The sequence below is a fragment of the Amnibacterium flavum genome (genome assembly GCF_003097495.1).
Lineage (GTDB): Bacteria > Actinomycetota > Actinomycetes > Actinomycetales > Microbacteriaceae > Naasia > Naasia flava.
Map to the genome: position 1 here is coordinate 50,977 of NZ_QEOP01000004.1, position 23,117 is coordinate 74,093.

Sequence of the window (23,117 nt, forward strand, 5' to 3'; positions counted from 1 at the left end):
GACTGTTGCCGACGCCTCCTCAGTGAGTTATCAGTCGCCGAACGCCGCGCTCGGCAGGTCCTTCTCATCGTCGATGATGGCACGCACGATGCGCTCGGCGACCTTGTCGGGGTCGATGCCTTCGCCGAGTTTCGGGGCCTCGCCGGCGATCGGGTGGCGGGACAGCTCCGTCTCGACGTGACCCGGCCGTGCGTCGAGGATGCGGATGCCCGAGCGGCGCAGCTCGCGAGAAGTGGCGACGGTGAACGCCGCCAGTGCGGCCTTCGCCGCCGAGTAGGCGGCCATCCCGGCGGTGGGAACCTCGGAGACGATGCCGCTCAGAGTCACGATGAACGGCTTGCGGTCGGTGCCCGCTGACGCCGTCAGCAGGGGAGTGGCCTCGCGAATCAGTCGGATCGGCCCTGTCGTGTTGACGGCGAACAGCTCGGTCAGGGTCTCGTTACTCAGCTCCGATGACGGGCCGAAGGCGACGACGCCCGCTGCGATGACCACGCCGTCGAGCCGGCCGTGCTCGCTCTCGATCGCGGCGACGAGGCGCTGAGGCATCGCTTCGTCGCGGATATCCCAACTCGACCCGCGACTCGCCGACACCACCGTGGCGCCCGCCGTCGAGAGCCGGTCGGACATGCGGGAGCCGAGCCCACCGGTGCCGCCGACGACCAGAACAACCGCACCCTCGAGATCTGTCATGTCTGACGGTAGGCAGGCCCGGCTGGTGTCAGCCTGTGCGCGGCGGCGACATCTCCACCTCAGCCGGACGGGGTCAGTCTTTCGTCAGCTCCTCGGCCAGCATGACGATGATGCCGCTGGGCCCGCGCAGGTAGGTGAGCTTGTACACGTCCTGGTAGTTCGCGACGCCGCGGAGCGGGAAGCAGCCGTGCCTCGCCGCGATGGCGAGGGCCTCGTCGATGTCGTCGACCGAGAATGCGACACGATGCATGCCGATCTCGTTCGGACGGGTCGGCGTCGTCTCGATCGCGTCGGGGTGGATGTACTCGAACAGCTCCAGGCGGCCGTGACCATCAGGGGTCTGGAGCATCGCGATCTTCGCGTGGTTGCCGTCGAGGTCGACCGCCGTGTCCGCCCACTCGCCGCTGATCGTGTCGCGGCCGATGACCGTCAGACCGAGGTCGGTGAAGAACGAGACTGCTTCGTCGATGTCGCGCACGGCGATGCCGACGTTCTCGAGTTTGATGGCCATGCGCGGCATGCTACCGATCCCGCGTCATCAGTCGGTGAGCAGATCGTCGCCGCTCCAGCTTCAGTCTCGCGTTGCGAGCGACAGCGCGGCCGCGATCGCCTCGAGCCTCGCAGTGATGTCGCCCGGCGCCGGCTGCACCTGGATGCAGACATGGTCGGCACCGTCGGCGAGGTGGGCCTCGACCGCCGATGCGATGACCGCAGCGTCGCCGTGCGCGACCAGTGCGTCGACGAGCTCATCGCTCCCGCCGTTCGCGATGTCCTCGTCGGTGAAGCCCGCCCGGCGCATGTTGCGCGTGTAGTTGTCGAGCCGCAGGTAGTTCTTCAGGAAGGCACGGCCGCTCGCCCGCGCCGACTCCGCATCCTCGTCGAGGACGACGGTCTGCTCCGGCGCGACCAGCGCGTCAGGGCCGAGCGCCTCGCGTCCCTCTCGGGTCTGCGAAGGAACGGTCAGGTACGGGTGGGTTCCCGCGCTGCGCTGACGCGCCAGCTCGAGCATCTTGGGCCCGAGAGCCGAGATCACCCGCGCCTCGACCGGCACACCGTCGCGGTCGAGCACATCGAGGTAGTCGACCATCGCGTCGATCGGGCGCACCCGCTCGGGAGTGGCCTCGCGGTGACCGGTGCCGACCCCGAGGAGCAGCCGGCCGGGGTGCTTCGCCTCGATGCGGTGGTACGACGCGGCGAGTTCGGCGGCGTCGGACTTCCAGATGTTCACGATTCCGGTCGCGACCTGCAGCGTCTCCGTGGCATCGAGGAACTCCTCCGCCTCCCGAAGGTGCGACTCTGGCGAGCCGCCCAGCCAGAGAGCGCCGTAGCCCATCCGCTCGATGCTCCGCGCCAGTTCGGGAGTGATGTCGCCCGTGCTGCGCCAGACGCCGACCCTTCCGAGGCGGGTCGTCCACGGCGAAGGCTGGGGGAGATCAGAGGAATTCACCGCTTCAGCCTATTCAGCGCAGCCCCGGCTCGCCTGAGTCTGCGGCCCGGCACGGAAAGTCGCCGCGCGATCGATCCGAGCGTGAGACGGCGAGCATGGTAACGTTATCAAGCTCGCCGAGACCGAAGGGATAATGGTGTCCACAAGCCGCTCGCACTCGCACCACTACGACAAGCAGCCCACCGTTGTCGTCCCCGGAATCCACGAAGCGTGGCAGGGGTCCGCGGCCTGGACCGAGGTCGCACGGCATGCGAGCGAGGGCCGCGATGAGGTGCCGATCATCGTCGTCGACGCCTATCCCGGCGTGGACATCCCCGCTCTCGAGGCGTCCGTGCGCGCGGCTCTGCCCGGTTACAACGTCATCAACGTCGAAGACGCCGCCGCCAAGCCCATCGCCGAGATCGACGCGCTCATCCGCCGCAACCTCACCGACGACCGCGTCTTCGGCGTGCTCAGCCACCACAACCTCATCGAGTTCTACGACACCGAGCGCCTCGCGAGCGTCGCCGACGGCGTGCTCGACGGCGCCACCCCGACGGTCCTGATCGGATGGGGCGCCTGCCTCGTCCCGATCCGCCGTTCCACCCTGGTCCTCGCCGACCTGGCCCGGTGGGAGATCCAGCAGCGTCAGCGCCGCGGCATGCCCAGCTGGCGCAGTGACAACGGCCAGGAGGACGCCCTCCGCAAGTTCAAGCGCGGCTTCTTCGTCGAATGGCGGATCGCCGACCGGCACAAGCGCACCCTGTTCGACTCGGTCGACTTCGTGCTCGACACCAACGCCTCGGTCGAGAACGCCAAGCTCATCACCGGCGACGCCTTCCGAGCGGGGATGAGCGCCGCAGTCGCCGCACCGTTCCGGGTCGTGCCTTTCTTCGACCCCGGGGTCTGGGGCGGGCAGTGGATGAAAGACGAGTTCGGACTCGACCCGTCGGCGGAGAACTACGCCTGGTGCTTCGACTGCGTGCCCGAGGAGAACAGCATCCTCCTCGACGTGGCCGGCACCATCGTCGAGCTGCCGTCGATCGACGTGGTGCTGACCCACCCGAACGAGCTGCTCGGCGAGCGGACCCATTCGCGCTTTGGGGCGGAGTTCCCGATCCGGTTCGACTTCCTCGACACCATGCAGGGCGGCAACCTCTCGCTGCAGGTGCACCCGCTGACCGACTACATCCAGAACTCGTTCGGCATGCACTACACCCAGGACGAGAGCTACTACCTGCTCGACGCCACCGACGACGCCGTCGTCTACCTCGGCCTCAAGACCGGTATCGAGCCCGACGACATGCTGGCCTCCTTGAAGACGGCGTCGAAGGGCGGAGTCGACTTCCCGGTCGACACCTACGTCAACGCGTTCCCCGCCAAGAAGCACGATCACTTCGCCATCCCCGCCGGCACCGTGCACTGCTCGGGCGCCGACTCGATGGTCCTCGAGATCTCCGCAACCCCCTACATCTTCACGTTCAAGATGTGGGACTGGGGGAGGGTTGGGCTCGATGGCGTGCCCCGCCCCATCCACCTCGATCACGCCGCCAAGAACATCCAGTGGGATCGTGACACCGAGTGGACCGCCGACAATCTCGTCGGGCAGGTCGAGCAGATCGCCTCCGGCCCCGGGTGGACCGAGGAGCGCACCGGGCTCCATCACCTCGAGTTCATCGAGGTCAGGCGGCACTGGTTCAGCGAGAAGGTCGAACACCACACCCAGGGCACGGTCAACGTGCTCAACCTCGTCGAGGGTGCCGAAGCCGTGGTCGAGAGCCCGACCGGTGCGTTCGAGCCCTACGTCGTCCACTACGCCGAGACGTTCATCGTGCCCGCCGCAGTCGGCCGCTACACGATCGCGCCGCACGGAAGGAGCATCGGCTCGACTCTCGGCACGGTCAAGGCCTACGTCCGCGGGACGCACCTGTCCTGACCTGAGCGCGGTTCTGCGCCGCCAGGTCGAGACGATCCGACATCGTCCGGCAGGCCGGCCGGCATCGGCAGTGCTCGGTCAGCGGGCCGCCCAGAAGGCGGCGCCGACGAGAGGAGCGTCTTCCGGGTGCTGAGCGCGCTCGATCGGCAGCCCCGCCAGCCCGGGGTCGACTGAGACGAGACCGGCCCGCACCAGAGGCTCGACGAGGTCCCATGACCCGGTCATCGACCCTCCCAGTACGAGGATCTCGGCAGCGAACCGAGAGACGGTCGAAGCGATCGCCCGACCGAGTCCCGAGAGGCCTGCCTCGACTGTCGCCATCGCGATCGGGTCGCCGGTTCGGGCGAGCTCGAAGATCTCACGCACGTCGATCGGTGACTCGGTGACCCCTGTCGCACGGGCGTAGGCGGCCAGCAGGGCTCGGCGCGACATCGTGTCCTCGAGCGGCTGCCCGTTGTAGTCGATCAGGTGGATGCTGCCCTCGGGGGCGACCCCCGGGCCCTCCTGCACCGGGACTCCGTCGACGATGAACGCCGAGCCGACCCCGGTGCCGAGCGTGAGGCAGATCGAGCGGGAGTAGCCGCGCGCGGCACCGATGATCGCCTCACCCAGTCCGTAGGCGTCGGCATCGTTGATGAAGTGCAGCATCGCGGGCGTCGGCACGATGCGGGTCATCAGGCCGCCGCGAACGTCCTGCCCGGTGAGCGACTCGAACTTGTCGACGTTCTCGTAGCGGCCGACCCCGGCGACGTAGTCGAAGGGGCCGGGGATGGCGACGGCCCAGGCCGGGCGGTGCTCCGCATGAGCGGCGGTGAGTGCGGTGGCGGCGCCGGCGATCTCGCCGAGGAGATCGTCGAGGTCCGCCTTCGGATGGATCGGCGACCGTGTGAGCGATCCGGGCGACACGGTCCAGTCGGCCGGCTCGACCAGTGCCGTCGTCAGGTGGGTGCCACCGATCTCGAGCACCGGGATCCGGTCGGCATCACCCACGGGGAAGTCCTTCGATCGATCGGGCGCCCAGAAGTGCGCCGCGGCTCGCGGACTCGGCCAGCCCGCCGTCGCCGTCGACTCGAGCGTAGAGAGTCGCCTGCCATGCGTGGTACAGGTCGGGCTTGCCGTCCCAGGTGACGAACGATGGTCGGTTGGCCGAGTCGAGCTCGTGCCACCACGAACCCCCCTTGCGGTCGATCACGCGTGTTCCGACGTGATCCCAGAAGGTCGAGTACCAGTCGCGGTAGCGATCCTCGCCCGTCGCGCGGTACAGGCTGAGAGATGCACCGATGCCCTCGGCGACGGTCCAGTGCATCCGGTGCGCGTTGATGATGCGGCCGTCGAAGTCGACGCTGTAGGCGAAGCCGCCGTGGGTGGTGTCCCAGGCGTCGCCGACCGCGGTGTCGAAGAGCTGGACTGCGGCCTCGACAGCCCAGTCCACATCGGGTCGAAGCGCTCTCAGGCCGAGCAGCAGGCGTGACCATTCGAGGGCGTGACCGGGCAGGGTGCCGGCGGGGCGGAACGGGTCGTTCGGGTTGTCGATGTTGTAGTCGCCGTCGACCTGCCAGTCGGTCGTGTAGTGCTCGGGCACACGCCACCCGTAGGTCGGTGCCGCTCGGCGAACGAGACGATCGGCGATGCGCCGGGCCCGATCGAGGAAGACGGCGTCGCCGGTCGCCTCGTACGCGGCGAGGTATGCCTCGGTGAGGTGCATGTTGCCGTTCTGGCCGCGGTACGGCTCCGATCCCGTGAAGGCCCGATCCCATGACTCGACCGCGACCCCGTCGGGCTCGACCCAGAAGTGGGAGTCGATGGCGTCGCGGGCCGTGTCGAACAGCTCCTCGGCGCCGTCGAGATGGGCTTGTCTGGCGCTCGCTCCGGCGAGCAGGGCGAACGCGTGACCGTAGAGCTCCTTGCGATCCGACCCGGTGGGTCCGATCTCCGCCCGGAATCCACCGAACTCGAGGTCGGCGAAGTCGTCGAGCAGATGGCGGACCGCACGCTGTGCGAATTCGCGGGCACCCGCGCGCCCGAGGAGGCTCTCGACGCTGAAGCAGTGGACGAGGCGGGCCACCGCGTAGAGGGGGAGCGGTCGCTCGCGATCGGGCCGACCCGCGATGTCGAGCCAGGAGAACGGCACCGAGGGATCGCCCAGTCCCGACAGGAAGAAGCCGACGAGACGGTCCTGCTCGTCGGCGAGATCGGCGAGGTGAGTGCCCGCGCGGGGGTCGATCGGGGGACGGAACGGCATTGTCTGCTCCCGGGTGAAGGAGGTGGGCGGTACTGGTAACGATATCAGTGCACTTCCCTCTCCCAAGGGCGACCGATTCGCCATCGATCCAGGAGGACCGATCGGTTCCGATGCCGAAAGCCCGCCTTTTGGTAGCGTTAGCCCGCGCGAGCGCTCATCAGTGCCGCGATTCCGGGGTCAGAGAGGTCGGGTGCAGTCGATGACTGTCAGCGGATCCGGCCCCTCGGCGACGCCCACCGTGCGCGACGTCGCCGAGCATGCCGGCGTCAGTCCGATGACCGTCTCCCGCACTCTCTCCGGCGGCAAGAACGTGCGCGCCGAGGTGCAGGAGAAGGTCTGGGCCGCCGTCGAGGAGCTCGGCTACCACCGCAACGAGAACGCCCGCAGCATTCGGCCGGGCCACTCCTCGGGTCTCATCGGCGTCGCGATCACCAACCTCGGCAACCCCTACTACGGGCAGTTCGCACTCGGCGTCGAGGAAGTCGCCTCGCTGCACGGCCGCCGAATCATGCTCGGCAACACGGGGGAGCAGCTCGCCCGCGAGAGTCAGCTCGTCTCCGACTTCATCGGTCGGCAGGTCGAAGGACTCATCGTCGTCCCGACCGGAGAGGGTGCGGAGCACCTCACTCCGGGGCGCCTCGGCAGCGTCCCGCTCGTGCTCGCATCGCGCACGGTCGAAGGGCTCGATGCCGACACCGTTCTGCTCGACGACATCAACGGTGCCTACGAAGCGACGAAGGCACTGATCGACGGCGGTCATACGAGGATCGGGTTCCTCGGCAACGTGCTCTCCGTCTCCACCGCCCGTCGTCGGTACGAGGGTTTCGTCCGTGCGCTCCACGAGGCGGGCCTCGAACCCGACCCGGCGCTCATCCGCCGCGGGCAGCAGGATGTCGCCGCAGCCCGGCGGGCCATGGAGGAGCTCCTCGGTCTCGACGACCCGCCGACCGCCATCTTCAGCGCCAACAACCGCAATACGATCGGCGCCCTTCAGGCCATCGGCACCCGTCAGAAGGATGGGCCGGCTATCCCGGCGCCCACGCTCGTCGGCTTCGATGACGTCGAGCTTGCAGACATGCTGCAGGTGCCGCTCATCATCGTGTCGCACGACCCCCGTCAGCTCGGAGCGCAGGCCGCGCGGATGCTGTTCGACCGCCTCGACGACCCCGAGATGGACGAGTCCCCTCGCCTGGTCGAGCTTCCGGTGACGGTCGGGACGCTGCGCGGCTGACCTGCCGGACCTGCAGGCGTCCTCCCGCGTGATCGCATCGGACCGCGATAGTCGGGTGTCGATCCCGACGACCGGTGAGGCTGGGGTCAGAAGGGGAAACAGTGATCGCCGCGTTGAACAGACTGACCGAGCTCGTCGAGGATCACCTGACCGACGACATCGAGCCGGCGGTATGGGCTGCGCAGTTCGGCACGACGGAATACCACCTGAGGAGGATGTTCTCCTCGCTCGCCGGAATGCCGTTGTCGGAGTACATCAGGCGGAGGCGCATGACGCTCGCCGCTGCCGACGTGATCAGCGGCGACGACCTGCTTGGCATCGCCGTGCAATACGGATACGGGTCGACCGTGGCATTCGGCCGGGCGTTCCGGTCGGTCCACGGCGCCGGTCCCGGTGATGTGCGTCGCGATGGCGGCCCCCTTCGGACACAACCGCAACTCAGGTTCCGCCTGACAGTCGAAGGGAACACCAGCATGGACACTCGCATCGTCGAACGACCGGCCTTCCGGCTCGTGGGGCACGCGGCGCGCGTGCAACTCCAGCACCGGGGGATCAACACCCGGATCCGCGACCACATCGCCTCGCTGCCGGTCTCCGAGCACGCGAGGCTGAAGGCGCTGAACAACGTCGAGCCGTCAGGGATCTTGCAAGTCAGTGACGAGGTCGATCCCGACTATGCGGAAGGCACCGAGCTCACCTACCTGCACGGAGTCGCGGTGGCGGACGGCAGTCCTCTCCCCGACGATCTCGAGGTCATCGTCGTGACCGCGGGTGCGTGGGCGGTTTTCCGGATCGAGGGGGAGTACCCAGCGGCATTGCAGTCCGCGTGGGCTGCGACCGCGGCTGACTGGTTTCCCTCGAACCCCTGGCGGTTGCGGCCCGGGCCCTCGATCGTTGCGATCGTGAGCCGGTCCGAGGACTTCAGCGCGGCCACCTGCGAACTGTGGCTTCCCATCGAACGAGCGTGAGGTGTCGGCCGGCGACTGCGCCGGCCGACAACGCCCGCACGGTGGGTTATCCGACCGCGCGAAGGCTGGAGACGAAGAATCGCTGGCAGGCGAGGAACAGCACCACCGTGGGGAGCGATGCGACGATCGCAGCCGCGAGGACGACGGGCGGGCCGAGGCTCGAGAAGCCCGCGCTGATCTCGGCGAGAGCCGCCATCACCGGTCGCCGGTCAGGGCTCGTGGTCAGCGTGATGCCGAAGAGCAGGTCGTTCCACACCCAGGTGAACTGGAAGATGAACGCGGCGAAGAGCGACGACTTGATGAGCGGGAAATGGATGCGGAAGAACAGCCGCGCCCATCCCGCGCCGTCGAGCTGAGCCGCCTCGGTGATCTCGGGCGGCAACGTGGTGAGGAAGTTGCGCACGATGAAGAACGCGAACGGCACGCAGATGGCCGAGTAGATCAGGATCATGCCGAGCGAGGTGTCGTAGACCTTCGCCCCCACGTAGGCCTTGAACAGCGGGGCGAGGAAGATCTGCAGCGGCAGCAGGGTGCCGAGGTAGATCAACCAGAACCAGACGGTCGGGCGACGGGTCGGCATGACGACAACGGCGAAGCCCGCCAGTGCCGCGGAGAACACGGCCAAGCCCGCGGAGACCGTCGCGTAGAGCAGGCTGTTCGCCAGCCCGAGCCCGAGGCCCGACTCGTTCCACGCGATCGACAGGTTGTCGAAGAATCCGAATCCCGACGGCAGCCAGGTCGGCGCACCCGTGTAGTCGGCGGCGGGCACGAAGGCGTTGACGACCATGAGGTAGATCGGGATCAGCCACAGAGCGGCGAACACGATCACGAACGTGTTGCGGAAGACGCGGCCGACCACGTCAGACCCCCTTCAGCTGACGGCGGAGGTACGCGTAGGAGCTGGCGACCACGATGATGGCAAGAACGACGGCGACAGCCGCGCCGTAGCCGTAATCGCTGATGATGAACGTCTGCCGGTACATCGTGACGGCGAGCGTCTCGGACACTCCGCCGGGCCCGCCCTTCGTGAGCAGCCAGATGAGGTCGAAGACACGAAGGCTGTTGGCGATCGACATGCCGATGACGACGATGGTGACGGGACGCAGCTGGGGGAGCACGATGTGCCAGAACAGGCGCATGCCCGTCGCCCCGTCGAGCGACCCGGCTTCCACCGTCTCGGGCGGGATCGACTGGAGGCCGACGAGGAAGAGGATGACCGTGACGCCGGTCGCCTGCCAGGTGTTGGCGAGGATCATGACGAGCGTGTTCGTGGGCCACTCGAGCAGCCACCCGGATGCCGGGGGCGTGAAGCCGAGGAAGGCGATCGCCTGGTTGAGGGCGCCGTCGGAGCGCAGGATGAAGCCCCAGATGACCGCGGTGGCGGCTCCCGACATGGCGTAGGGGAGCACGAAGGCGAGTCGCAGCCAGCGGCCGCCGCGCATCGAGTTGGTGAAGACCGCGATCAGGAGTCCGAGACCGACGGGAAGGATGAGGGTGCCGACCGTCCACATGACGGTGTTGAGCAGCGACTGCAGGAACGTGGGGTCCTGGAGGAGTCGCGAGTAGTTCTCGAACCCGATGAAGGTCGAGGTGAACCCGTTGTCGCGGGTGAGGCTCTGGTAGACCGTCGAGACGAACGGCACGAGGAGCAGTGCGCCGACGAGGACGAGTGCGGGGATGAGGAAAGGGATCGCCGCGAAGGCGGGGCGGGGGCGGCCCGCCACGCGGGGCCGGCGCCCGCCGGGGCGGGAAGCGATCTCGCTCCCCGCCCCGGCAGGACGCACCGAAGTGGCTGTCACTATTCGGCGGCCTTCCACTTCGCCCACTCGGAGTCGGCCAGGTCCTGCAGCTTCTCGAGCGTCGGCATGATGTTGTCCTCCGACGGATCGACCATGTAGCTCGCCAGGAACTGGACGCCGCCCTCGATGAGCGGCGGCGGGCTGGCCTCCCAGAAGCGGACCAGCTCGACCGGCTTCTCCGCCGCCACCTGCTCGCTGATCGACGTGAGCGTCGGGTCGTCGGTGACGACCTCGGGGTTGGCCGAGGTGTCCTTGATCTGGTTCACCCATGCGGACTGGACCTCGGGGTTCAGCCAGTTGCCCATGGTCTTGAGCGCTTCGTCCTTCTTCGCGCTCTTCGCAGCGACGGCGATGACTCCGGACTCGGTGATGACGGACGGCTGCGTGCCCTCTTTGATGACGGGGAGCAGGTATGCGCCGTAGTCGTCCTCGGTCATGCCGTTGGTGACGAAGATGCCGTTGCGCCACGAGCCCATGGGCACCTGCGCGACCGTGCCCTCCTGGAAGAGTGCGGGCTCGTTGTCCCAAGCGATGTCGGGAGCGGTGAAGTACCCCTTCGCGTACAGGTCGCCCCAGATGCGGAGTGCCTCCTGAGCGGGCTCGTCCGTGTACTTCGCCTCGCCGGCCATGAGCTTGGAGTAGAAGTCGGGGTCGAGCTTCGACAGGATCTCCTCGAACCAGATGAACGAGGTCCAGCCGGCCTCCTGGGTTCCGAACAGCGGCGTCACGCCCGCGGCCTTGATGGCCTCGTTGTTCGACAGGAACTCGTCCCACGTCGTCGGAGGGGTGATGCCCACATCGTTGAAGACCTTCTTGTTGTAGAAGATCACCCAGTAGCTCTTGTACATCGGCATCCCGTAGACCTTGCCGTCGTACGAGAAGCTGTCCTTCGTGTCGGGGTTGACCCATCCCTCGTCGACGGCCGTGTCCCACTCGGCGGAGAGGTCGGCCAGCCCACCGGAGCGGGCGAGGTCCTGGAGGCGGTAGCCGTTCCACCACTTCACGAGGTCGGTGGTGGAGTCGGTCTGCAGCGACGACCGGATGACCTGCTGGTAGTTCTCGGTCGACGGAACGTTGCGGGGGTCGATGCTGTAGTCGCCGAGCTCGGCGAGTGCATCGCCCGCCACCTTGTACGCATCCACGAAGTCGGCGCGATCGCCGTTGAGGGTGAGGGTGGAGCCGCCGGCGGAAGAGGTGCTCGCCGACCCCTGGGAGCACGCGCCGAGCGAGGCCGCGAGCCCGAGCGCGAGTGCAGTAGCCCCCACCCGCTTCAGTACTGATTTTCTGCCAATCATGCTGTTACATCCTCCTTGATGCCGGTTGCTGCGGTGGGGTTCCTCCGTCCTGGCAGAGGCGGAAAGCCACCCGCGGCCGAAGTGTTGGTAACGATACCATCATTGCTGTTCGACGCCTAGGGTTTGCCGCAGGTGAGAAGGGCGCGCCGCGACGAGTGGCTGTTCAGCGGGCGGGGTGCCGCACATTGAGCTCGTCGAAATGAGGGCGGGGGCTCGGAGTTGCGCTTCGACGGGCTCAGCGGGCGGGCGGGCGCCGCTCATTGAGCTCGTCGAAATGAAGGCGGAGGGCTCGGTGTCTCGCTTCGCTGCGCTCAGCGGGCGGACGTGTCACTCATCGAGGTCGTCGAGATGAAGGCGGAGGGCTCGGTGTCTCGCTTCGACGGGCTCAGCGGGCGGGCGGGCGCCGCTCATTGAGCCCGTCGAAATGAAGGCAGAGGGATTGTGCCTCGCGTCGCTGCGCTCGGCGGCGGTCAGACGAGCTTGCGGTTCTCGCTGTCGTCGGCCATCTGGAGGTAGCCGCTGAGGCGGGCGATGAAGTCGTTGGTCGGGCGGTACGCCGGGTCGGCGGAGGTCTTCTCGAACTCGGTCTGGAGTTCTTCGATCGCGTTGTCGATCTCGAGGACGGCCAGCGCGTTGCGCTGCTCGTTGTCGAGCTGCACCATGAACGCGATGGCGCGGTCGATGTCTGCGGGGCCCCCGAAGGCGTAGTCCGGCATGGTGAATCCCTTTCGTCCGTTGGGGTCAACAGTAGGGCGTGCACCCCGCTCAGTCGGTGATGATCGAGTCCGCACCGGCGTTCACCACGAGGAAGTGCGCGACGTCGGCCAGCTCATCGACGCTGATGCCGTGCGCCAATCCCGGGTAGACGTGCCCGTCGAGGGTGGAGTGCGCGGCGAGGAACTCGGCGGTGCGGGCGACAGCCGCGGAGGTGATGACGCGGTCCTCGGAACCACGACCCCAGAACACCGGCGGGCGATCCGATGCCAGCGCCGCGTCGCCCGGCTGCGGCGTCCGCTGGACGAAGCCGCCCAGGATCACCGGGGCGAGCACGCGCTCGGGCCGGGTGCGCAGCAGCTGGCTCGCCATCAGCCCGCCCTGGGAGAACCCGATCGGGACGACTCGGCCGGCGGGATCGAGGTTGTCGTCGATCCATGCCCACACCGCATCGGTCGCGAAGGCGAGCGGATCGGGATCGGGGTCGCCGGGCGTGACGACGGGGAACCATGCCGCACCGCCGTTGCCGAGTTCGATCGGCGCCCGCAGCGACGCCCACGGCAGAGCGAGGCCCATCGCGCCGGCGAGGCCTGTGAGGTCGCGTTCGTTCGAGCCGTAGCCGTGCAGCAGCAGTGCGACGGCGGGAGGCGAATCGACGTCGGCGAAACCGGGGGAGTGGAGCGCTGCGAGCGGTGCGGTCATCGGGCGAGCAGCTCGTCGGTCGACAGATCGGGCAGTGCGACGGTGACGTGGGTGCCCCACGGGTCGACGACGGTCACCGAGCGGCCATCGCCGTCGAACGGGATGGCGCGGGCGCGCATCCGAGCTGACAGGCCCTCGAGATCGGCGGGGGACGGCACGGTGATCGACACGTCCCCGAGTCCGAGGCTCGCCGCACGGGGGCCTGCGCCGCGACTGTTCCAGACGTTCATCGCGATGTGATGGTGATATCCGCCGGCCGACGCGAACACCGCACCCGGGTAGGCGGTCTGGGTGGTCTCGAAGCCGAGCGCATCCACGTAGAAGGCGCGAGCCGTGTCGACGTCGCCGACCTGCAGGTGCACATGCCCCACGGCGCCCGCTCGCGTCGGACCGGCGTCCAATGCCTCCTGGGTGAGGTGCGTCTGCAGGTAGGCGTTGGGGTCGAGGTACTCCGTCGACATGACGATCTGGCCGTCGCGGTGCTGCCAGAGGCTCCGATCCCGGTCGGTGTAGAGCTCGACGCCGTTGCCCTCGGGGTCGGTGAAGTAGAAGGCCTCGCTCACGAGGTGATCGCTCGATCCCGCGAACCGGGTCTGCGGGGTCTGCGCGGCCCGGTACACCGTCGCCGCCAGGCTCTCGGGGCTGTCGAAGAGGAACGCGGTGTGGAAGAGACCCGGCTGCCGCGGGTCCACCGCCGGCAGGTCGGGTGTGTGGATGAGTCGCACCAGCGGGGTGTCGCCGCGGCCGAGCACTCGGTGCACCTCGCGGTCGCGGCCGCGCTCCTCGAGGGGCTCCATCGCGAAGGCGTTCGAGTAGTAGGCGGACATGCCCTCGAGGTCGCCGACCCGGAGGGTAACGGCGCCCATCGAGGTGTTCGGGTCGAGGATGCGGTCGGTCTCGTCACTCATGGTGCTGCTCCAGCTCGGCGCCGGGACCCGTCTTTCGGGCCCCGGGCGCGATGATCACTTGGTCAGGGCGAAGCCCGCGTTCCAGCCGATCTTCTCGCCGATGGCGAGAGTCAGCTGCAGGAATCCGAGGGCCTCGAGTTCGTGCGCGCGCTTCAGAGAGCCGGTGTCGACAGCGGAGACGCCGCCCGCCGTGATCGCGGCGGCGAGGGCGCTCTTGGCGTCGGAGTCATCGCCCGCGATGAGGACGGTCGTGGGAAGTCGGCCGACCTGCTTGCTGGCGAGGGTCGCGGCGAAGTTCGTGTTGAACGCCTTGAGCACGCGGCTCTGCGGCAGCTTGGACTGGATCTCGGCTGCTGCCGAGCTTCCCGCGGGGACGGTGAGGCCGTCGAAGGTCTCGAAGTCGATCGGGTTGCTGATGTCGACGACCGTCTTGCCCGCGAGCTGGTCGCCGTAGGTCGCGATCACGCCGTCGATGGCCGGATAGGGGAGGGCGAGGACGACGATGTCGCCGGTAATCGGCGCGCTTCCGCTCTCCGCGTGCGCGATGTGGGTGACGTCGCTGCCGCCGGCTGCCAGGACGCCGCCGATGGCCCCGCCCATGTTGCCGGTCCCGATGATGGTGAAGCTCGTCATGATCCGTCCATTCCTCGCGCCGACTCCCGTCGGGCGAATACTTGTAGGTGCAACCATAGCCTATTTACTTGTAGGTGCAACTGTCGGTTACGATGGATCGATGGATGGGTTGAGATACGAAGAGCGGGTCGCGGTCGCGCGCCTCCGCGCGCTGCTCGAACTGCTCCCCACCGCCCTCGACCGTCAGCTCGCCGGAGCCGGGGTGACGTCGTTCGAGTACACGCTGCTCGAGGCGCTGAACGAAGCGGATCGGCACCGGTTGAGGCTGACGGCGCTCGCGTCGCGCACGAACGCGACGCTCGCTCGGCTCTCCCGGGTCGTGACCGGCCTCGAGCGCAAGGGCTACGTCGTCCGGGCCGCCTGCGAGGAGGATGCGCGCGCCACCAACGCCGTCCTCACCGACGCCGGCGAGCGGGCGTTCGCCGCGAGTCGTCCTCTCCACGACGAAGCGGTTCGGCGGATGATCCTCGACGGACTCGGCGACGGCGAAGTCGCCCAGCTGGCCGATCTGTCCTACGCGATCCTCAGCAAGCTCGACCCCGACCGCCGGCTCGCGGTCACCGCGGGCGGGTCGCCGGCGACCGGATCGGAGGATGCCGTGGCATGCGCTGCGGATCCGTCTCCGGAGGACGGCACCGGGGCCGACCTCGACGCCGAGCCCGCCGAATGCGAGGCCGATCCGCGGCCCGAGCCGGCCACCGGGGCCGCAGCGCGCGACTGAACGCGTACGCCTCTCCGATCGCATCACGTCGACCGTTTTCGTCGAGTTCCCGCCAGCGCTCCGCGAGGAACGGTCACTCGGCGGCGAACCGCTCGCCCTGACCGTCGGATCAGGGGCGGCCACGTAACCTCAGGAGAGCGGATCCGACGAAACGTAAGGTGGTTCGATGAGCGACGCAGCGTCCCTGGACACGTTCAACCGGCGGGAGTCGGAAGTGCGCGGATACATCCGCTCCTTCCCCGTGGTCTTCGACAGTGCGCGCGGCTCGGTTCTGCATGCGGCGGACGGACGCGAGTTCCTCGACTTCTTCGCCGGGGCCGGTGCCGTCAACTACGGGCACAACAACCCCGCCTTCACGCGCGCCCTCATCGAGTACCTCGAGAGCGATGGCATCATCCACGGGCTCGACATGGCGACGTCCGCCAAGAAGGCCTTCATCGAGGCCTTCGAGAAGTTCGTGCTCGAGCCGCGCGGCTTCGACTACAAGATCCAGTTCACCGGGCCGACCGGTGCGAACGCGGTCGAGGCGGCGCTCAAGGTCGCCCGGCAGGCGACCGGTCGCTCCAACGTCGTCGCCTTCACCAACGCGTTCCACGGCCTCAGCCTCGGCGGCCTCTCCGCGACCGGCAGCAGCCACTACCGCGAGGCGGCCGGCGTCGCGCTCGGAGATGTCGCACGTCTCCCGTTCGACGGCTACCTCGGTGCGGGCGTCGATACTCTCGACCTGTTCGAGAAGATGCTCGGCGACCCCGGCAGCGGACTCGACAAGCCCGCCGCGGTCATCCTCGAGGCAGTCCAGGGCGAGGGCGGCATCAACGTCGCCAGCGGCCCGTGGCTGCAGCGACTGCGCCGGATCACGGCCGATAATGGGATCCTGCTCATCCTCGACGAGATCCAGTCGGGCATCGGACGCACCGGCTCGTTCTTCGCGTTCGAGGAGTCGGGCATCGTCCCCGATATCGTCACCGTCTCGAAGTCGATCTCGGGATCGGGTCTGCCGATGTCGCTCGTCCTGCTCCGGCCCGGCGTCGACGTGTGGAAGCCGGGCGATCACACCGGGACGTTCCGCGGCAACAATCTCGCGTTCGTGTCGGCCCGGGTCGCCCTCGAGGAGTACTGGGCGGACTCCGCTCTCACGGACGGGGTCAAGGCCAAGTCCGAGATCCTCCGCACCGAACTCGAGCGTCTCGCTGCGGCGCACCCCGAACTCGGCGCCGTCGTTCGCGGCCGCGGCCTGATGTACGGCTTCGCCGTCGACGGCGACCGCTCGCTCGCCGCCAGGATCTCCGCCGAGGCGTTCTCGCGCGGGCTGATCATCGAGACCTCGGGCGCGTTCGACGAGGTGCTCAAGTTCCTGCCCGCATTGACGATCTCGGAGGACGAGCTCGGGCGGGGCCTTCGCATCGTCGAGGAGAGCCTCGACGCGCTCGTCTGACGTTCGGCCGTCCGGGGTGTCCTCCGCGCAGCTGCGCGCAGTAGCTTCGTGATCATGATCTCCGATGCTGACTACTCGAGCGCTGCGCCCATCGCCAGAGTCATCCGACGGCGCACGACGCGTCGGCGCGAGGCGCTCGGGCGGGCCCTCGCGATTCCCGAGGTGGCAGCTGCCCTCGAGTTCGTGGCCGAACGACTGGGGCAGCTCGACCGGACGGTTCAAGGAGCACCCGATGCGGCCTTCGGACTCTTCGCCGAACGGATCCGGGCGGACTTCGAAGACGCCCTCGACGCGGCGTTCGCCTATCGAGCGGCTCCCGCGCGGGATGCCATCCGCGATCTCGAGCAGATCACCGCGCTGCTGCATCGCTTCCGTATCCACCCCGAGAGCTTCACCGATTGGACGCACGGCATCGAGGTCGAGGGTGCCGATCTCAGCGGACGCGCCCCATCGCTGCGTTCGGTGCCGGCGTACCCCTTCGAGCTCAGTCGGGGCACGTCGGTTCCCGACGACTCCGACGGGTACATCGTCTCGATGTCGGCCCAGATCGTGGAGCCCGCTGTCGCCGCGATCTCGGAGGCGACGCTCTGGGTCGCGAGCGTCACCCGCGGCGCGGTGCCCCAACCCTCGCCGTCGGACGATCCGCTGCAGCGCCTCCGCGAGCTCTCCGCCGAGGCGATCGTCTGACCTGACCTGCCAGGCGACCGTTCAGGCGAGCTCGTCGATGGCGTCCGTGATGAACTTCGCGACCTCATCGGGGTTCGACTGCATGACCAGGTGGGGTGCATCGATCTCGATCACCCGGCGGAGTCCGGCGCGCTGATAACCGAAGCGTTCGACATCGGGATTGATGGTGCGGTCGGCGCTCGAGACGATTCCCCAACCGGGCTTCGTCTTCCACGCGGCGGTCGGCGCGGTCTCGCCGAAGGCCACGGCGGCCAAGGGGCGCTGGGAGACCGCGAGCACCCTGGCAGTGTCCTCGGGAACGCCCGCCGCGAAGACCGAGGGGAACGCGTCGATCTTCACCGAGACATCCGTCCCCGGGTCGGCGCCCTCGATCGGGTACGGCGAGTAGACGAGATTGGCGGCGAGCTCCGAATCCGGGAAGCCTCCCTGCAGCTGACCGAGGCTCTCGCCCTCGTCGAGCGCGTATCCGGCGACGTAGACGAGGCCGACCACGTTGTCCGCCGCGCCCGCGACCGTGATGACCGCGCCGCCGTAGGAATGACCGGCCAGGATCACCGGTCCCTCAATCTGCTCGACGAAGGAACGGATGTAGGCCGAGTCTCCGATGAGGCTGCGGTTGAACACAGGCGGAACGTGGACCGTGTAGCCCGCCTCGAGGAGATTCAGAGTGACGGGCGCCCAACTGGCGGCGTCGGCGAACGCGCCGTGGACGAGGACGATGGTGGGCTTCTCTGACATCGGTATTCCTTCGCTCTCCGAGTTCGCGGCGGTGACGTGCGGTCGACCGTACGGAAGGTGCGCCGACGCCGGGAGGGACATCTGTCGACAACCTCTTCGACCGATGTCGAGCGGGTGAGGGAAGGGGCGTCGCTCGCACGGACTGGATCCCTCGACGACGCCGGCCGACAGCATCGCCTCGAAACAGGGACCCCGGTCGTGCAGACTTGCAGGCATGGCAGTGTTGCAGGGTGTGATTCCGGTCGCGCCGACCGTGTTCCGTGACGACGAGTCGCTCGACATCGAGGGTCAGCGCAGGGTCGCCGACTTCCTGGTCGACGCGGGATCCGCGGCGGTCTGCATCCTCGCCAACTACTCCGAGCAGTTCTCCCTCGACGACGCGGAACGCAAGCAGGTCGTCGCCGCGACGGTGGCGCAGGTCGACGGGCGGGTGCCCGTCATGGTGACGACGAGTCACTACAGCGCGCGCATCGCCGCACAGCGCAGCCGGGCCGCCCAGGACGCCGGGGCGGAGATCGTCATGCTGATGCCGCCGTTCTTCGGCGCCACGATGGCGGCGGGCGAGCAGGCCGTCGTCTACTACTTCGCGACGGTGGCCGACTCGATCGACATCGACATCATGGTGCAGGACGCGCCGCTCAGCACCACGCGCCTGTCGACCGCGCTCATCGCCCGACTCGCGCGTGAGATCCCGCAGGTGCGCTACGCCAAGATCGAGGTTCCGAGGGCTGCGCAGAAACTGCGCGACCTCGCCGCTCTGAGCGGAGACGATCTGCCCGGCCTCTTCGACGGCGAGGAGTCAGTGACGCTGATCCCCGACCTGTGGGCGGGCGCCATCGGAACCATGTGCAGTGCGATGGTGCCCGACATCCTCGGCGGTGTCGTGAGCGACTACCTGGCCGGCGATCGTGACGGAGCCGAGCTGCGGTGGGAGTCGGTTCTCCCGCTCATCCATTACGAGAACCGCCAGTGCGGACTCCGGGCCGCGAAGATCGCGCTCGCCGCGGGCAAGGTGATCGCGAGCGATCGGTCGCGCGCCCCCTTCGACGACGTGTCCCGGGACACTCGCACCGAACTGCTCCGACTGCTGCGCCGGGCGGACCCCCTCGTCCTCAACTGGAACTGAGTACCTGAGGGTATTGATTAACGATAGATGTCTATCGATAATCGATAGATGAGTCGTCTCGCAATCCTCGCGCTCCGCTTCGTGATCCTGGTCATCGCGATCGGGGCGATCGGTGCTCAAGCGTTCATCGTGCCCGTCATCGCCGCCGTGCTCGCCGGTTCGTCGGATCACCCCGAGGTCGGGCTGCCGTACACGGTGGTCGGCATCGCGATCATCGCCTGCGTCGAGATCGCGCTCGTCGCGGTCTGGGTGCTGCTCTCGATGGTTCACCGGGGACGGATCTTCGTCGCCCACGCGTTCGGATGGGTCGACACGATCGTCTGGGCGGCTGCGGCGGCGACCGTGCTCGTGGCGGGTCTCGGCGCGCATATCTACTTCGTGGTCGAGCCCGTCATCGACGCCCCCGGCGTGATCCTGGTGCTCTTCTGCCTCACCATCCTCGGCGGGGGATTCACGCTCCTGCTCGTGGTCATGCGCAGCCTCCTGCAGAGCGCAACCGCTCTGCAGAGCGAGCTGGAGGAGGTCGTCTGATGGCCATCGTCATCGACATCGACGTCATGCTCGCTCGCCGCAAGATGACAGTCGCCGATTTCGCCGACGCGATCGGTATCTCGCCTGCCAATGTGGCCGTGCTCAAGAACGGGCGCGCCAAGGCGGTCCGCTTCACGACCCTGGACGCCATCTGCCGCGTCCTGGACTGCCAGCCCGGCGATCTGCTGCGGTGGGTGCCCGGCGACGAAACCGACGATCAGGGCAGCAGGCTCCGGTAGAGCTCGCGGTGCCTGTCGGCGATCGTGGTGCGCTGCCGCATCCGCTCGGCGACGCTCACCGGAGTCGCAGGGCCCGCCTGGCGGGCCGCAGCCACCGCCGCGATCAGCGATTCGGCGTCGAGGCCGCGCTCACTGTGCCCGTAGATGAAGGCCGGCCCCTGCTGGCCGTAGTAGCCGCAGTCCGGCGCGATGACCGCCGTGCCGAGGTCGCGGCAGGCCTCGAGCCAGCCCGAGTGGGTGCCGAACCGGTACGGCAGCACCGATGCGTCGAGCGACGCGAGGTAGCGCCAGAGGTCTTCGTCGCTGAAGTAGTCGTGGATCCTCAGATCGATCAGGCCGCGCGCCGCCGCCGTCTCGACGAAGTCGGCGAGCTCGGCGTCGTAGCGCCGACCGTCCCGGTGCAGCACGTCATTGTGTCCGTCGACCTGCAGCACCAACCCGGGGGAATCGCGGACCGCGTCGACCAGTGCCCGGAGCACCGGGAGCGGGTTGACGCTCGCCCGCAGACTCTTGAGGTGGACGCCGATCCGGAACGGTCGGACGCTGTCCGCGCGAGCCGACGCGGAGTGGGCGCGTTCGGCTTGGATGCGGGCCATCGTCTCGAAGTCGACGACGTGCGGATGCGGGATCACCTCGGCGGTGCGGTTCCACCGGCGTTCGATCTCGTCGGCCGCGCCCCGGGTCAGGGTGATGAGCGCATCGGCGGCCGGAATCAGCACGTCGAGAGCGGCATCGTGCGCGGCGCGATCGGTGTGATGCGGGTTCCGCAGGTCGTGGACGGTGTAGACGAACGGGCGTTCGCGACGCTCGAGGGCGCCGGTCAGCGCGGCGAGCTGCTCGGGCGAGCGGGCGTCGAAGCCGAACTGCAGGTGGAAGACGTCGAACGAGGCGTTCAGGTCGACCCAGTCGGGTTCGAGCATGGCGGGCGGCCACCAGCGGGAGACCGCGGATCGGCCCGGTTCGTCGGGGTCGGGATCCGGAAGCCGCTCAACGGTTCGGTCCGCCGGATCGATCGGGGCGAGGTGGCGCACGTAGACGTGGGAGGCGGGAACGGATGCGACGCGGACGACCCTGTCGTCAGAGCCCTCAGTACCGGGCTCGGCGCCGTCGGCGGCGCGAGATCGCGTGACGGTCGTCGACATGGGGTCCTCTCATGGTCGGTGCAGCAGTGAGACCTCGTTGTCGTCGCCGGATGGACTGGAGGCGCCGACTGTAACACCGCCGAGAAGACAGATCCTGAGCGGGTCGGCCACGGGTGGAAGGTGGGCGCGGCAGCGTGCGGCGGGAAGACCGGATCCGTCGGTCGCGCCGCCTGGAGGTCCGCGCGACTAGTCGCGGAGGCCCTGCTCCCACCAGCGCAGCACGCGCAGGGCGCGCAGGGTGTTCCACCGGCTCGGCTCGCTGTCGGCGCCGTCATCGATGGCGAAGAAGAGCTCGCCGCCCCGCTCGCCGTTCTCGACCGACCAGCGGCCGTCGTCGTCGCGTTTCGAGAGCAGCACCTGGATCGCTTCGCCGCATCGCTCGTCGGGCGGTCGCGACTCGCGCAGGTAGTCGAGCGCGCGGAGGATGTCGTAGTCCCAGCGCGGTGGGAACGAGAACTCGAGCCAGTGCGGGTTCACGACCTCGCCTGTCCTGAGTGACCGGAAGAGCCCGCGTTCGAGCAGGTACTCCTCGCCGCGGAGCCGGGCCGCGGTGATCCGGGGATCAGTACCCGTGACGCGTTCGTACTCGAGGAGTCCCTCGAGAACAGCCAGAGTCGATGCGAACGAGGAGCGCGACGAATGCTCCGGTGCCTCGCAGTTCCAGCCGCCGTCCTCGAGCTGTTCCCGCAGGAGCCGGTCGACGAGCCTCTCGGCAGCCGGGCCGAGCTCACCGAAGTAGGCGGCCAGACGAAGGGCCATCCCGTTGATGCACGCCTCGACCTCGCCTTCGAAGAGCGGGCTCGAGTCGGTCTCCGTCCAGACGAAGCGCACGTTGTCGCGGACCCGGTCGACGGCGACCCGAACCGCGGGGTGCTGAGGGTCCACGCCGAAATGGCGCAGCAGCAGAAGGGTGAACGTCGTCGATGACCAAGCGGGTTCATCGGGGCCCTCGCCCCAGTCGCCCGTTGCGCGCTGCAGGCGCAGCAGATTCGCACCCCAGCCCTGTGTCGCGACCTTCGCACGCTCAGCGGCGACGGTCCGGCCGTCGGCATCTTGCAGGTCGCGCATGACCTGCCAGCGGATCGCCGGGTCGGTGTCGAGCAGCCAGTCGAGCAGGCCCATGACGGATCGCCTCGGTCGAAGAGTCAGGAGTCGTGTCCGACCGGCGGCTCACCGACGAACTCATGGGCTTCGCGGGCCATCTCGCTCCACAGGTCGAGAGACTCGAAGAGGAGCCAGTCGCCGTCCTCGCCCGAGGCGATGCCGCGGCCGATCAGGTCGGACCGTCGGGCGGGCGGCAGCAGCACGGCGAGGGACTCGCCGGTCAACCGGGCGAACGGCTTGCCGTGGACGAGCAGGACGTCGCCGTCCGCGGTGACGCCGTCGTTGTCGTCGACCATGTCGATCGCCAGGTCTTCGAACAGTTGGGCGGCGGTGATCTCAGCCATGTGGGGCTCCTTCGTGTCTGGGATCAGCGTAGGTCGCCCGGGCCGTCCGCGGCCACGGCGGAGCGCCGGGTCAGGCGGCCTGCTGCTCGATCGCGAAGCGGACGACGCCGCCCTCCTCGTCGATCAGGGCATCGAGGATCTTGTCGTCGAGCACCTGGGCTGCCGTGGCGTCGAGGAAGACCCGCGCGCCGGCGGTCTCGACGACGGCGTCGTCGGGTTCGGGGGTGGGGACGACGCCGAGCACGAACTCGGTCTCGTCGCCTCCCTGGATGCGCACTCCGGCGGTGTCGGAGTTGGGGATCTGCGAGACGATCGTCTTCACGACGGTCGAGGCGGTGTCGGTCAGGGTCAGCATGGCTTTCCTCTTTCTGTCACGTGGTGCTCGTTGCGTCTTCGAGATATCAACGCTCCTCCTGTCGCAGGGTCTCCGAAAGCAGCTGCGCCCGATGCACGTCGGATGCCAAGCAGCCACTGACCCCGCACCCAGGTCCGCGCCGCCACCCCCC

General features: G+C 68.3%; 26 protein-coding genes. 9 read left to right on the top strand and 17 right to left on the bottom strand.

The features are described from left to right. Positions 1 to 30: 30 nt before the first annotated feature. The 3 genes from DDQ50_RS15420 to DDQ50_RS15430 all read right to left on the bottom strand — a co-directional run bounded on the left by DDQ50_RS15420 (position 31) and on the right by DDQ50_RS15430 (position 2,137). The gene (locus DDQ50_RS15420; RefSeq protein ID WP_116757697.1) at positions 31 to 690 is read right to left on the bottom strand and encodes an SDR family NAD(P)-dependent oxidoreductase; all 660 of its coding nucleotides are present in this window, start codon (positions 688 to 690) and stop codon (positions 31 to 33) included. A gap of 73 nt (positions 691 to 763) precedes the next feature. Then, entirely contained in the window at positions 764 to 1,201 is a 438-nt protein-coding gene (locus tag DDQ50_RS15425) for a VOC family protein (protein ID WP_116757798.1), read from the bottom strand. Between the two features lie 60 nt (positions 1,202 to 1,261). Then, positions 1,262 to 2,137, bottom strand: coding sequence for an LLM class F420-dependent oxidoreductase (locus DDQ50_RS15430; RefSeq protein ID WP_116757698.1), 876 nt, complete (start codon positions 2,135 to 2,137; stop codon positions 1,262 to 1,264). A gap of 133 nt (positions 2,138 to 2,270) precedes the next feature. Here DDQ50_RS15430 and DDQ50_RS15435 point away from each other — a divergent pair, with 133 nt between their 5' ends. Further along, entirely contained in the window at positions 2,271 to 4,052 is a 1,782-nt protein-coding gene (locus DDQ50_RS15435; protein ID WP_116757699.1) for a class I mannose-6-phosphate isomerase, read from the top strand. A 78-nt stretch (positions 4,053 to 4,130) separates the two neighbouring features. Here the strand turns inward: DDQ50_RS15435 and DDQ50_RS15440 are convergent, their stop codons facing one another. Continuing rightward, entirely contained in the window at positions 4,131 to 5,042 is a 912-nt protein-coding gene (locus tag DDQ50_RS15440; RefSeq protein WP_116757700.1) for an ROK family protein, read from the bottom strand. Then, complete coding sequence (locus tag DDQ50_RS15445; RefSeq protein ID WP_165829857.1) at positions 5,035 to 6,294, bottom strand: AGE family epimerase/isomerase; 1,260 nt, start codon at positions 6,292 to 6,294, stop codon at positions 5,035 to 5,037. Before DDQ50_RS15445 ends, DDQ50_RS15440 begins: the two co-directional genes overlap by 8 nt. Before the next feature lie 199 nt (positions 6,295 to 6,493). On the opposite strand from DDQ50_RS15445, the gene DDQ50_RS15450 reads away from it, so the two are divergent. Both DDQ50_RS15450 and DDQ50_RS15455 read left to right on the top strand, forming a co-directional pair. After that, the gene (locus DDQ50_RS15450; RefSeq protein ID WP_116757799.1) at positions 6,494 to 7,525 is read left to right on the top strand and encodes a LacI family DNA-binding transcriptional regulator; all 1,032 of its coding nucleotides are present in this window, start codon (positions 6,494 to 6,496) and stop codon (positions 7,523 to 7,525) included. Between the two features lie 101 nt (positions 7,526 to 7,626). Continuing rightward, positions 7,627 to 8,493, top strand: coding sequence for an AraC family transcriptional regulator (locus DDQ50_RS15455; protein WP_116757702.1), 867 nt, complete (start codon positions 7,627 to 7,629; stop codon positions 8,491 to 8,493). A 46-nt stretch (positions 8,494 to 8,539) separates the two neighbouring features. On the opposite strand, the gene DDQ50_RS15460 is transcribed toward DDQ50_RS15455, so the two are convergent. The 7 genes from DDQ50_RS15460 to DDQ50_RS15490 all read right to left on the bottom strand — a co-directional run bounded on the left by DDQ50_RS15460 (position 8,540) and on the right by DDQ50_RS15490 (position 14,544). Further along, positions 8,540 to 9,352: a carbohydrate ABC transporter permease gene (locus tag DDQ50_RS15460; protein ID WP_205663671.1), complete on the bottom strand. Its 813-nt coding sequence runs from the start codon at positions 9,350 to 9,352 to the stop codon at positions 8,540 to 8,542. A gap of 1 nt (position 9,353) precedes the next feature. After that, entirely contained in the window at positions 9,354 to 10,292 is a 939-nt protein-coding gene (locus DDQ50_RS15465; RefSeq protein ID WP_240614463.1) for a carbohydrate ABC transporter permease, read from the bottom strand. Further along, positions 10,292 to 11,587 (bottom strand): ABC transporter substrate-binding protein, encoded by a 1,296-nt coding sequence (locus DDQ50_RS17555; protein ID WP_116757704.1) that lies wholly within the window; start codon positions 11,585 to 11,587, stop codon positions 10,292 to 10,294. Before DDQ50_RS17555 ends, DDQ50_RS15465 begins: the two co-directional genes overlap by 1 nt. Before the next feature lie 470 nt (positions 11,588 to 12,057). Continuing rightward, a complete protein-coding gene (locus DDQ50_RS15475) occupies positions 12,058 to 12,303 on the bottom strand; it encodes a hypothetical protein (protein WP_116757705.1) in 246 nt (81 codons plus the stop codon). A gap of 49 nt (positions 12,304 to 12,352) precedes the next feature. Further along, on the bottom strand, positions 12,353 to 13,003 hold the full coding sequence (locus DDQ50_RS15480; RefSeq protein WP_116757706.1) for an alpha/beta hydrolase: 651 nt from the start codon (positions 13,001 to 13,003) through the stop codon (positions 12,353 to 12,355). Next, positions 13,000 to 13,911 (bottom strand): VOC family protein, encoded by a 912-nt coding sequence (locus tag DDQ50_RS15485; RefSeq protein WP_116757707.1) that lies wholly within the window; start codon positions 13,909 to 13,911, stop codon positions 13,000 to 13,002. The genes DDQ50_RS15480 and DDQ50_RS15485 overlap by 4 nt, the downstream gene beginning before the upstream one ends. Positions 13,912 to 13,965: 54 nt before the next feature. Then, positions 13,966 to 14,544 carry an NADPH-dependent F420 reductase gene (locus DDQ50_RS15490; RefSeq protein WP_116757708.1) on the bottom strand — a complete coding sequence of 193 codons (579 nt, stop codon included), beginning with the start codon at positions 14,542 to 14,544 and terminating at the stop codon, positions 13,966 to 13,968. Between the two features lie 100 nt (positions 14,545 to 14,644). On the opposite strand from DDQ50_RS15490, the gene DDQ50_RS15495 reads away from it, so the two are divergent. The 3 genes from DDQ50_RS15495 (at position 14,645) to DDQ50_RS15505 (ending at position 17,387) form a co-directional block, all read left to right on the top strand. Beyond that, on the top strand, positions 14,645 to 15,265 hold the full coding sequence (locus tag DDQ50_RS15495; RefSeq protein WP_116757709.1) for a MarR family winged helix-turn-helix transcriptional regulator: 621 nt from the start codon (positions 14,645 to 14,647) through the stop codon (positions 15,263 to 15,265). 166 nt (positions 15,266 to 15,431) lie between these two features. Further along, the gene (ectB, locus tag DDQ50_RS15500; RefSeq protein ID WP_116757710.1) at positions 15,432 to 16,700 is read left to right on the top strand and encodes a diaminobutyrate--2-oxoglutarate transaminase; all 1,269 of its coding nucleotides are present in this window, start codon (positions 15,432 to 15,434) and stop codon (positions 16,698 to 16,700) included. A gap of 54 nt (positions 16,701 to 16,754) precedes the next feature. After that, a complete protein-coding gene (locus DDQ50_RS15505; RefSeq protein WP_116757711.1) occupies positions 16,755 to 17,387 on the top strand; it encodes a hypothetical protein in 633 nt (210 codons plus the stop codon). Positions 17,388 to 17,408: 21 nt separating this feature from the next. On the opposite strand, the gene DDQ50_RS15510 is transcribed toward DDQ50_RS15505, so the two are convergent. Continuing rightward, positions 17,409 to 18,125, bottom strand: a complete 717-nt coding sequence (locus DDQ50_RS15510; protein WP_205663672.1) for an alpha/beta fold hydrolase — start codon at positions 18,123 to 18,125, stop codon at positions 17,409 to 17,411. A 214-nt stretch (positions 18,126 to 18,339) separates the two neighbouring features. Here DDQ50_RS15510 and DDQ50_RS15515 point away from each other — a divergent pair, with 214 nt between their 5' ends. The 3 genes from DDQ50_RS15515 to DDQ50_RS15525 are packed head-to-tail and all read left to right on the top strand — an operon-like array spanning position 18,340 to position 20,021. Beyond that, positions 18,340 to 19,251, top strand: coding sequence for a dihydrodipicolinate synthase family protein (locus DDQ50_RS15515; protein WP_116757713.1), 912 nt, complete (start codon positions 18,340 to 18,342; stop codon positions 19,249 to 19,251). A 48-nt stretch (positions 19,252 to 19,299) separates the two neighbouring features. Continuing rightward, positions 19,300 to 19,782, top strand: coding sequence for a DUF2975 domain-containing protein (locus DDQ50_RS15520; protein WP_116757714.1), 483 nt, complete (start codon positions 19,300 to 19,302; stop codon positions 19,780 to 19,782). Beyond that, entirely contained in the window at positions 19,782 to 20,021 is a 240-nt protein-coding gene (locus tag DDQ50_RS15525; protein ID WP_116757715.1) for a helix-turn-helix domain-containing protein, read from the top strand. The genes DDQ50_RS15520 and DDQ50_RS15525 overlap by 1 nt, the downstream gene beginning before the upstream one ends. Here DDQ50_RS15525 and DDQ50_RS15530 read toward each other — a convergent pair. The 4 genes from DDQ50_RS15530 to DDQ50_RS15545 all read right to left on the bottom strand — a co-directional run bounded on the left by DDQ50_RS15530 (position 20,000) and on the right by DDQ50_RS15545 (position 22,966). Further along, positions 20,000 to 21,163, bottom strand: coding sequence for a glycosyltransferase family protein (locus tag DDQ50_RS15530; RefSeq protein ID WP_240614466.1), 1,164 nt, complete (start codon positions 21,161 to 21,163; stop codon positions 20,000 to 20,002). The genes DDQ50_RS15525 and DDQ50_RS15530 overlap by 22 nt on opposite strands. 186 nt (positions 21,164 to 21,349) lie before the next feature. Beyond that, positions 21,350 to 22,285 carry a prenyltransferase/squalene oxidase repeat-containing protein gene (locus DDQ50_RS15535; RefSeq protein WP_116757716.1) on the bottom strand — a complete coding sequence of 312 codons (936 nt, stop codon included), beginning with the start codon at positions 22,283 to 22,285 and terminating at the stop codon, positions 21,350 to 21,352. Positions 22,286 to 22,308: 23 nt separating this feature from the next. Continuing rightward, on the bottom strand, positions 22,309 to 22,611 hold the full coding sequence (locus tag DDQ50_RS15540) for a hypothetical protein (protein WP_116757717.1): 303 nt from the start codon (positions 22,609 to 22,611) through the stop codon (positions 22,309 to 22,311). Positions 22,612 to 22,681: 70 nt separating this feature from the next. Then, a complete protein-coding gene (locus tag DDQ50_RS15545) occupies positions 22,682 to 22,966 on the bottom strand; it encodes a Fe-S cluster assembly protein HesB (RefSeq protein WP_116757718.1) in 285 nt (94 codons plus the stop codon). Between the last annotated feature and the right edge of the window lie 151 nt (positions 22,967 to 23,117).

Bases quoted from the DNA above. Each gene is read 5' to 3' on its own strand.
- DDQ50_RS17555 (WP_116757704.1), bottom strand. From the start codon at position 11,587: ATGATTGGCAGAAAATCAGTACTGAAGCGGGTGGGGGCTACTGCACTC.
- DDQ50_RS15525 (WP_116757715.1), top strand. From the start codon at position 19,782: ATGGCCATCGTCATCGACATCGACGTCATGCTCGCTCGCCGCAAGATG.
- DDQ50_RS15510 (WP_205663672.1), bottom strand. From the start codon at position 18,125: ATGTCAGAGAAGCCCACCATCGTCCTCGTCCACGGCGCGTTCGCCGAC.
- DDQ50_RS15505 (WP_116757711.1), top strand. From the start codon at position 16,755: ATGATCTCCGATGCTGACTACTCGAGCGCTGCGCCCATCGCCAGAGTC.
- DDQ50_RS15495 (WP_116757709.1), top strand. From the start codon at position 14,645: ATGGATGGGTTGAGATACGAAGAGCGGGTCGCGGTCGCGCGCCTCCGC.
- DDQ50_RS15520 (WP_116757714.1), top strand. From the start codon at position 19,300: ATGAGTCGTCTCGCAATCCTCGCGCTCCGCTTCGTGATCCTGGTCATC.
- ectB (WP_116757710.1), top strand. From the start codon at position 15,432: ATGAGCGACGCAGCGTCCCTGGACACGTTCAACCGGCGGGAGTCGGAA.
- DDQ50_RS15535 (WP_116757716.1), bottom strand. From the start codon at position 22,285: ATGGGCCTGCTCGACTGGCTGCTCGACACCGACCCGGCGATCCGCTGG.
- DDQ50_RS15450 (WP_116757799.1), top strand. From the start codon at position 6,494: ATGACTGTCAGCGGATCCGGCCCCTCGGCGACGCCCACCGTGCGCGAC.
- DDQ50_RS15480 (WP_116757706.1), bottom strand. From the start codon at position 13,003: ATGACCGCACCGCTCGCAGCGCTCCACTCCCCCGGTTTCGCCGACGTC.
- DDQ50_RS15530 (WP_240614466.1), bottom strand. From the start codon at position 21,163: ATGTCGACGACCGTCACGCGATCTCGCGCCGCCGACGGCGCCGAGCCC.
- DDQ50_RS15540 (WP_116757717.1), bottom strand. From the start codon at position 22,611: ATGGCTGAGATCACCGCCGCCCAACTGTTCGAAGACCTGGCGATCGAC.
- DDQ50_RS15490 (WP_116757708.1), bottom strand. From the start codon at position 14,544: ATGACGAGCTTCACCATCATCGGGACCGGCAACATGGGCGGGGCCATC.
- DDQ50_RS15445 (WP_165829857.1), bottom strand. From the start codon at position 6,294: ATGCCGTTCCGTCCCCCGATCGACCCCCGCGCGGGCACTCACCTCGCC.
- DDQ50_RS15475 (WP_116757705.1), bottom strand. From the start codon at position 12,303: ATGCCGGACTACGCCTTCGGGGGCCCCGCAGACATCGACCGCGCCATC.
- DDQ50_RS15425 (WP_116757798.1), bottom strand. From the start codon at position 1,201: ATGGCCATCAAACTCGAGAACGTCGGCATCGCCGTGCGCGACATCGAC.
- DDQ50_RS15545 (WP_116757718.1), bottom strand. From the start codon at position 22,966: ATGCTGACCCTGACCGACACCGCCTCGACCGTCGTGAAGACGATCGTC.
- DDQ50_RS15485 (WP_116757707.1), bottom strand. From the start codon at position 13,911: ATGAGTGACGAGACCGACCGCATCCTCGACCCGAACACCTCGATGGGC.
- DDQ50_RS15420 (WP_116757697.1), bottom strand. From the start codon at position 690: ATGACAGATCTCGAGGGTGCGGTTGTTCTGGTCGTCGGCGGCACCGGT.
- DDQ50_RS15435 (WP_116757699.1), top strand. From the start codon at position 2,271: ATGGTGTCCACAAGCCGCTCGCACTCGCACCACTACGACAAGCAGCCC.
- DDQ50_RS15515 (WP_116757713.1), top strand. From the start codon at position 18,340: ATGGCAGTGTTGCAGGGTGTGATTCCGGTCGCGCCGACCGTGTTCCGT.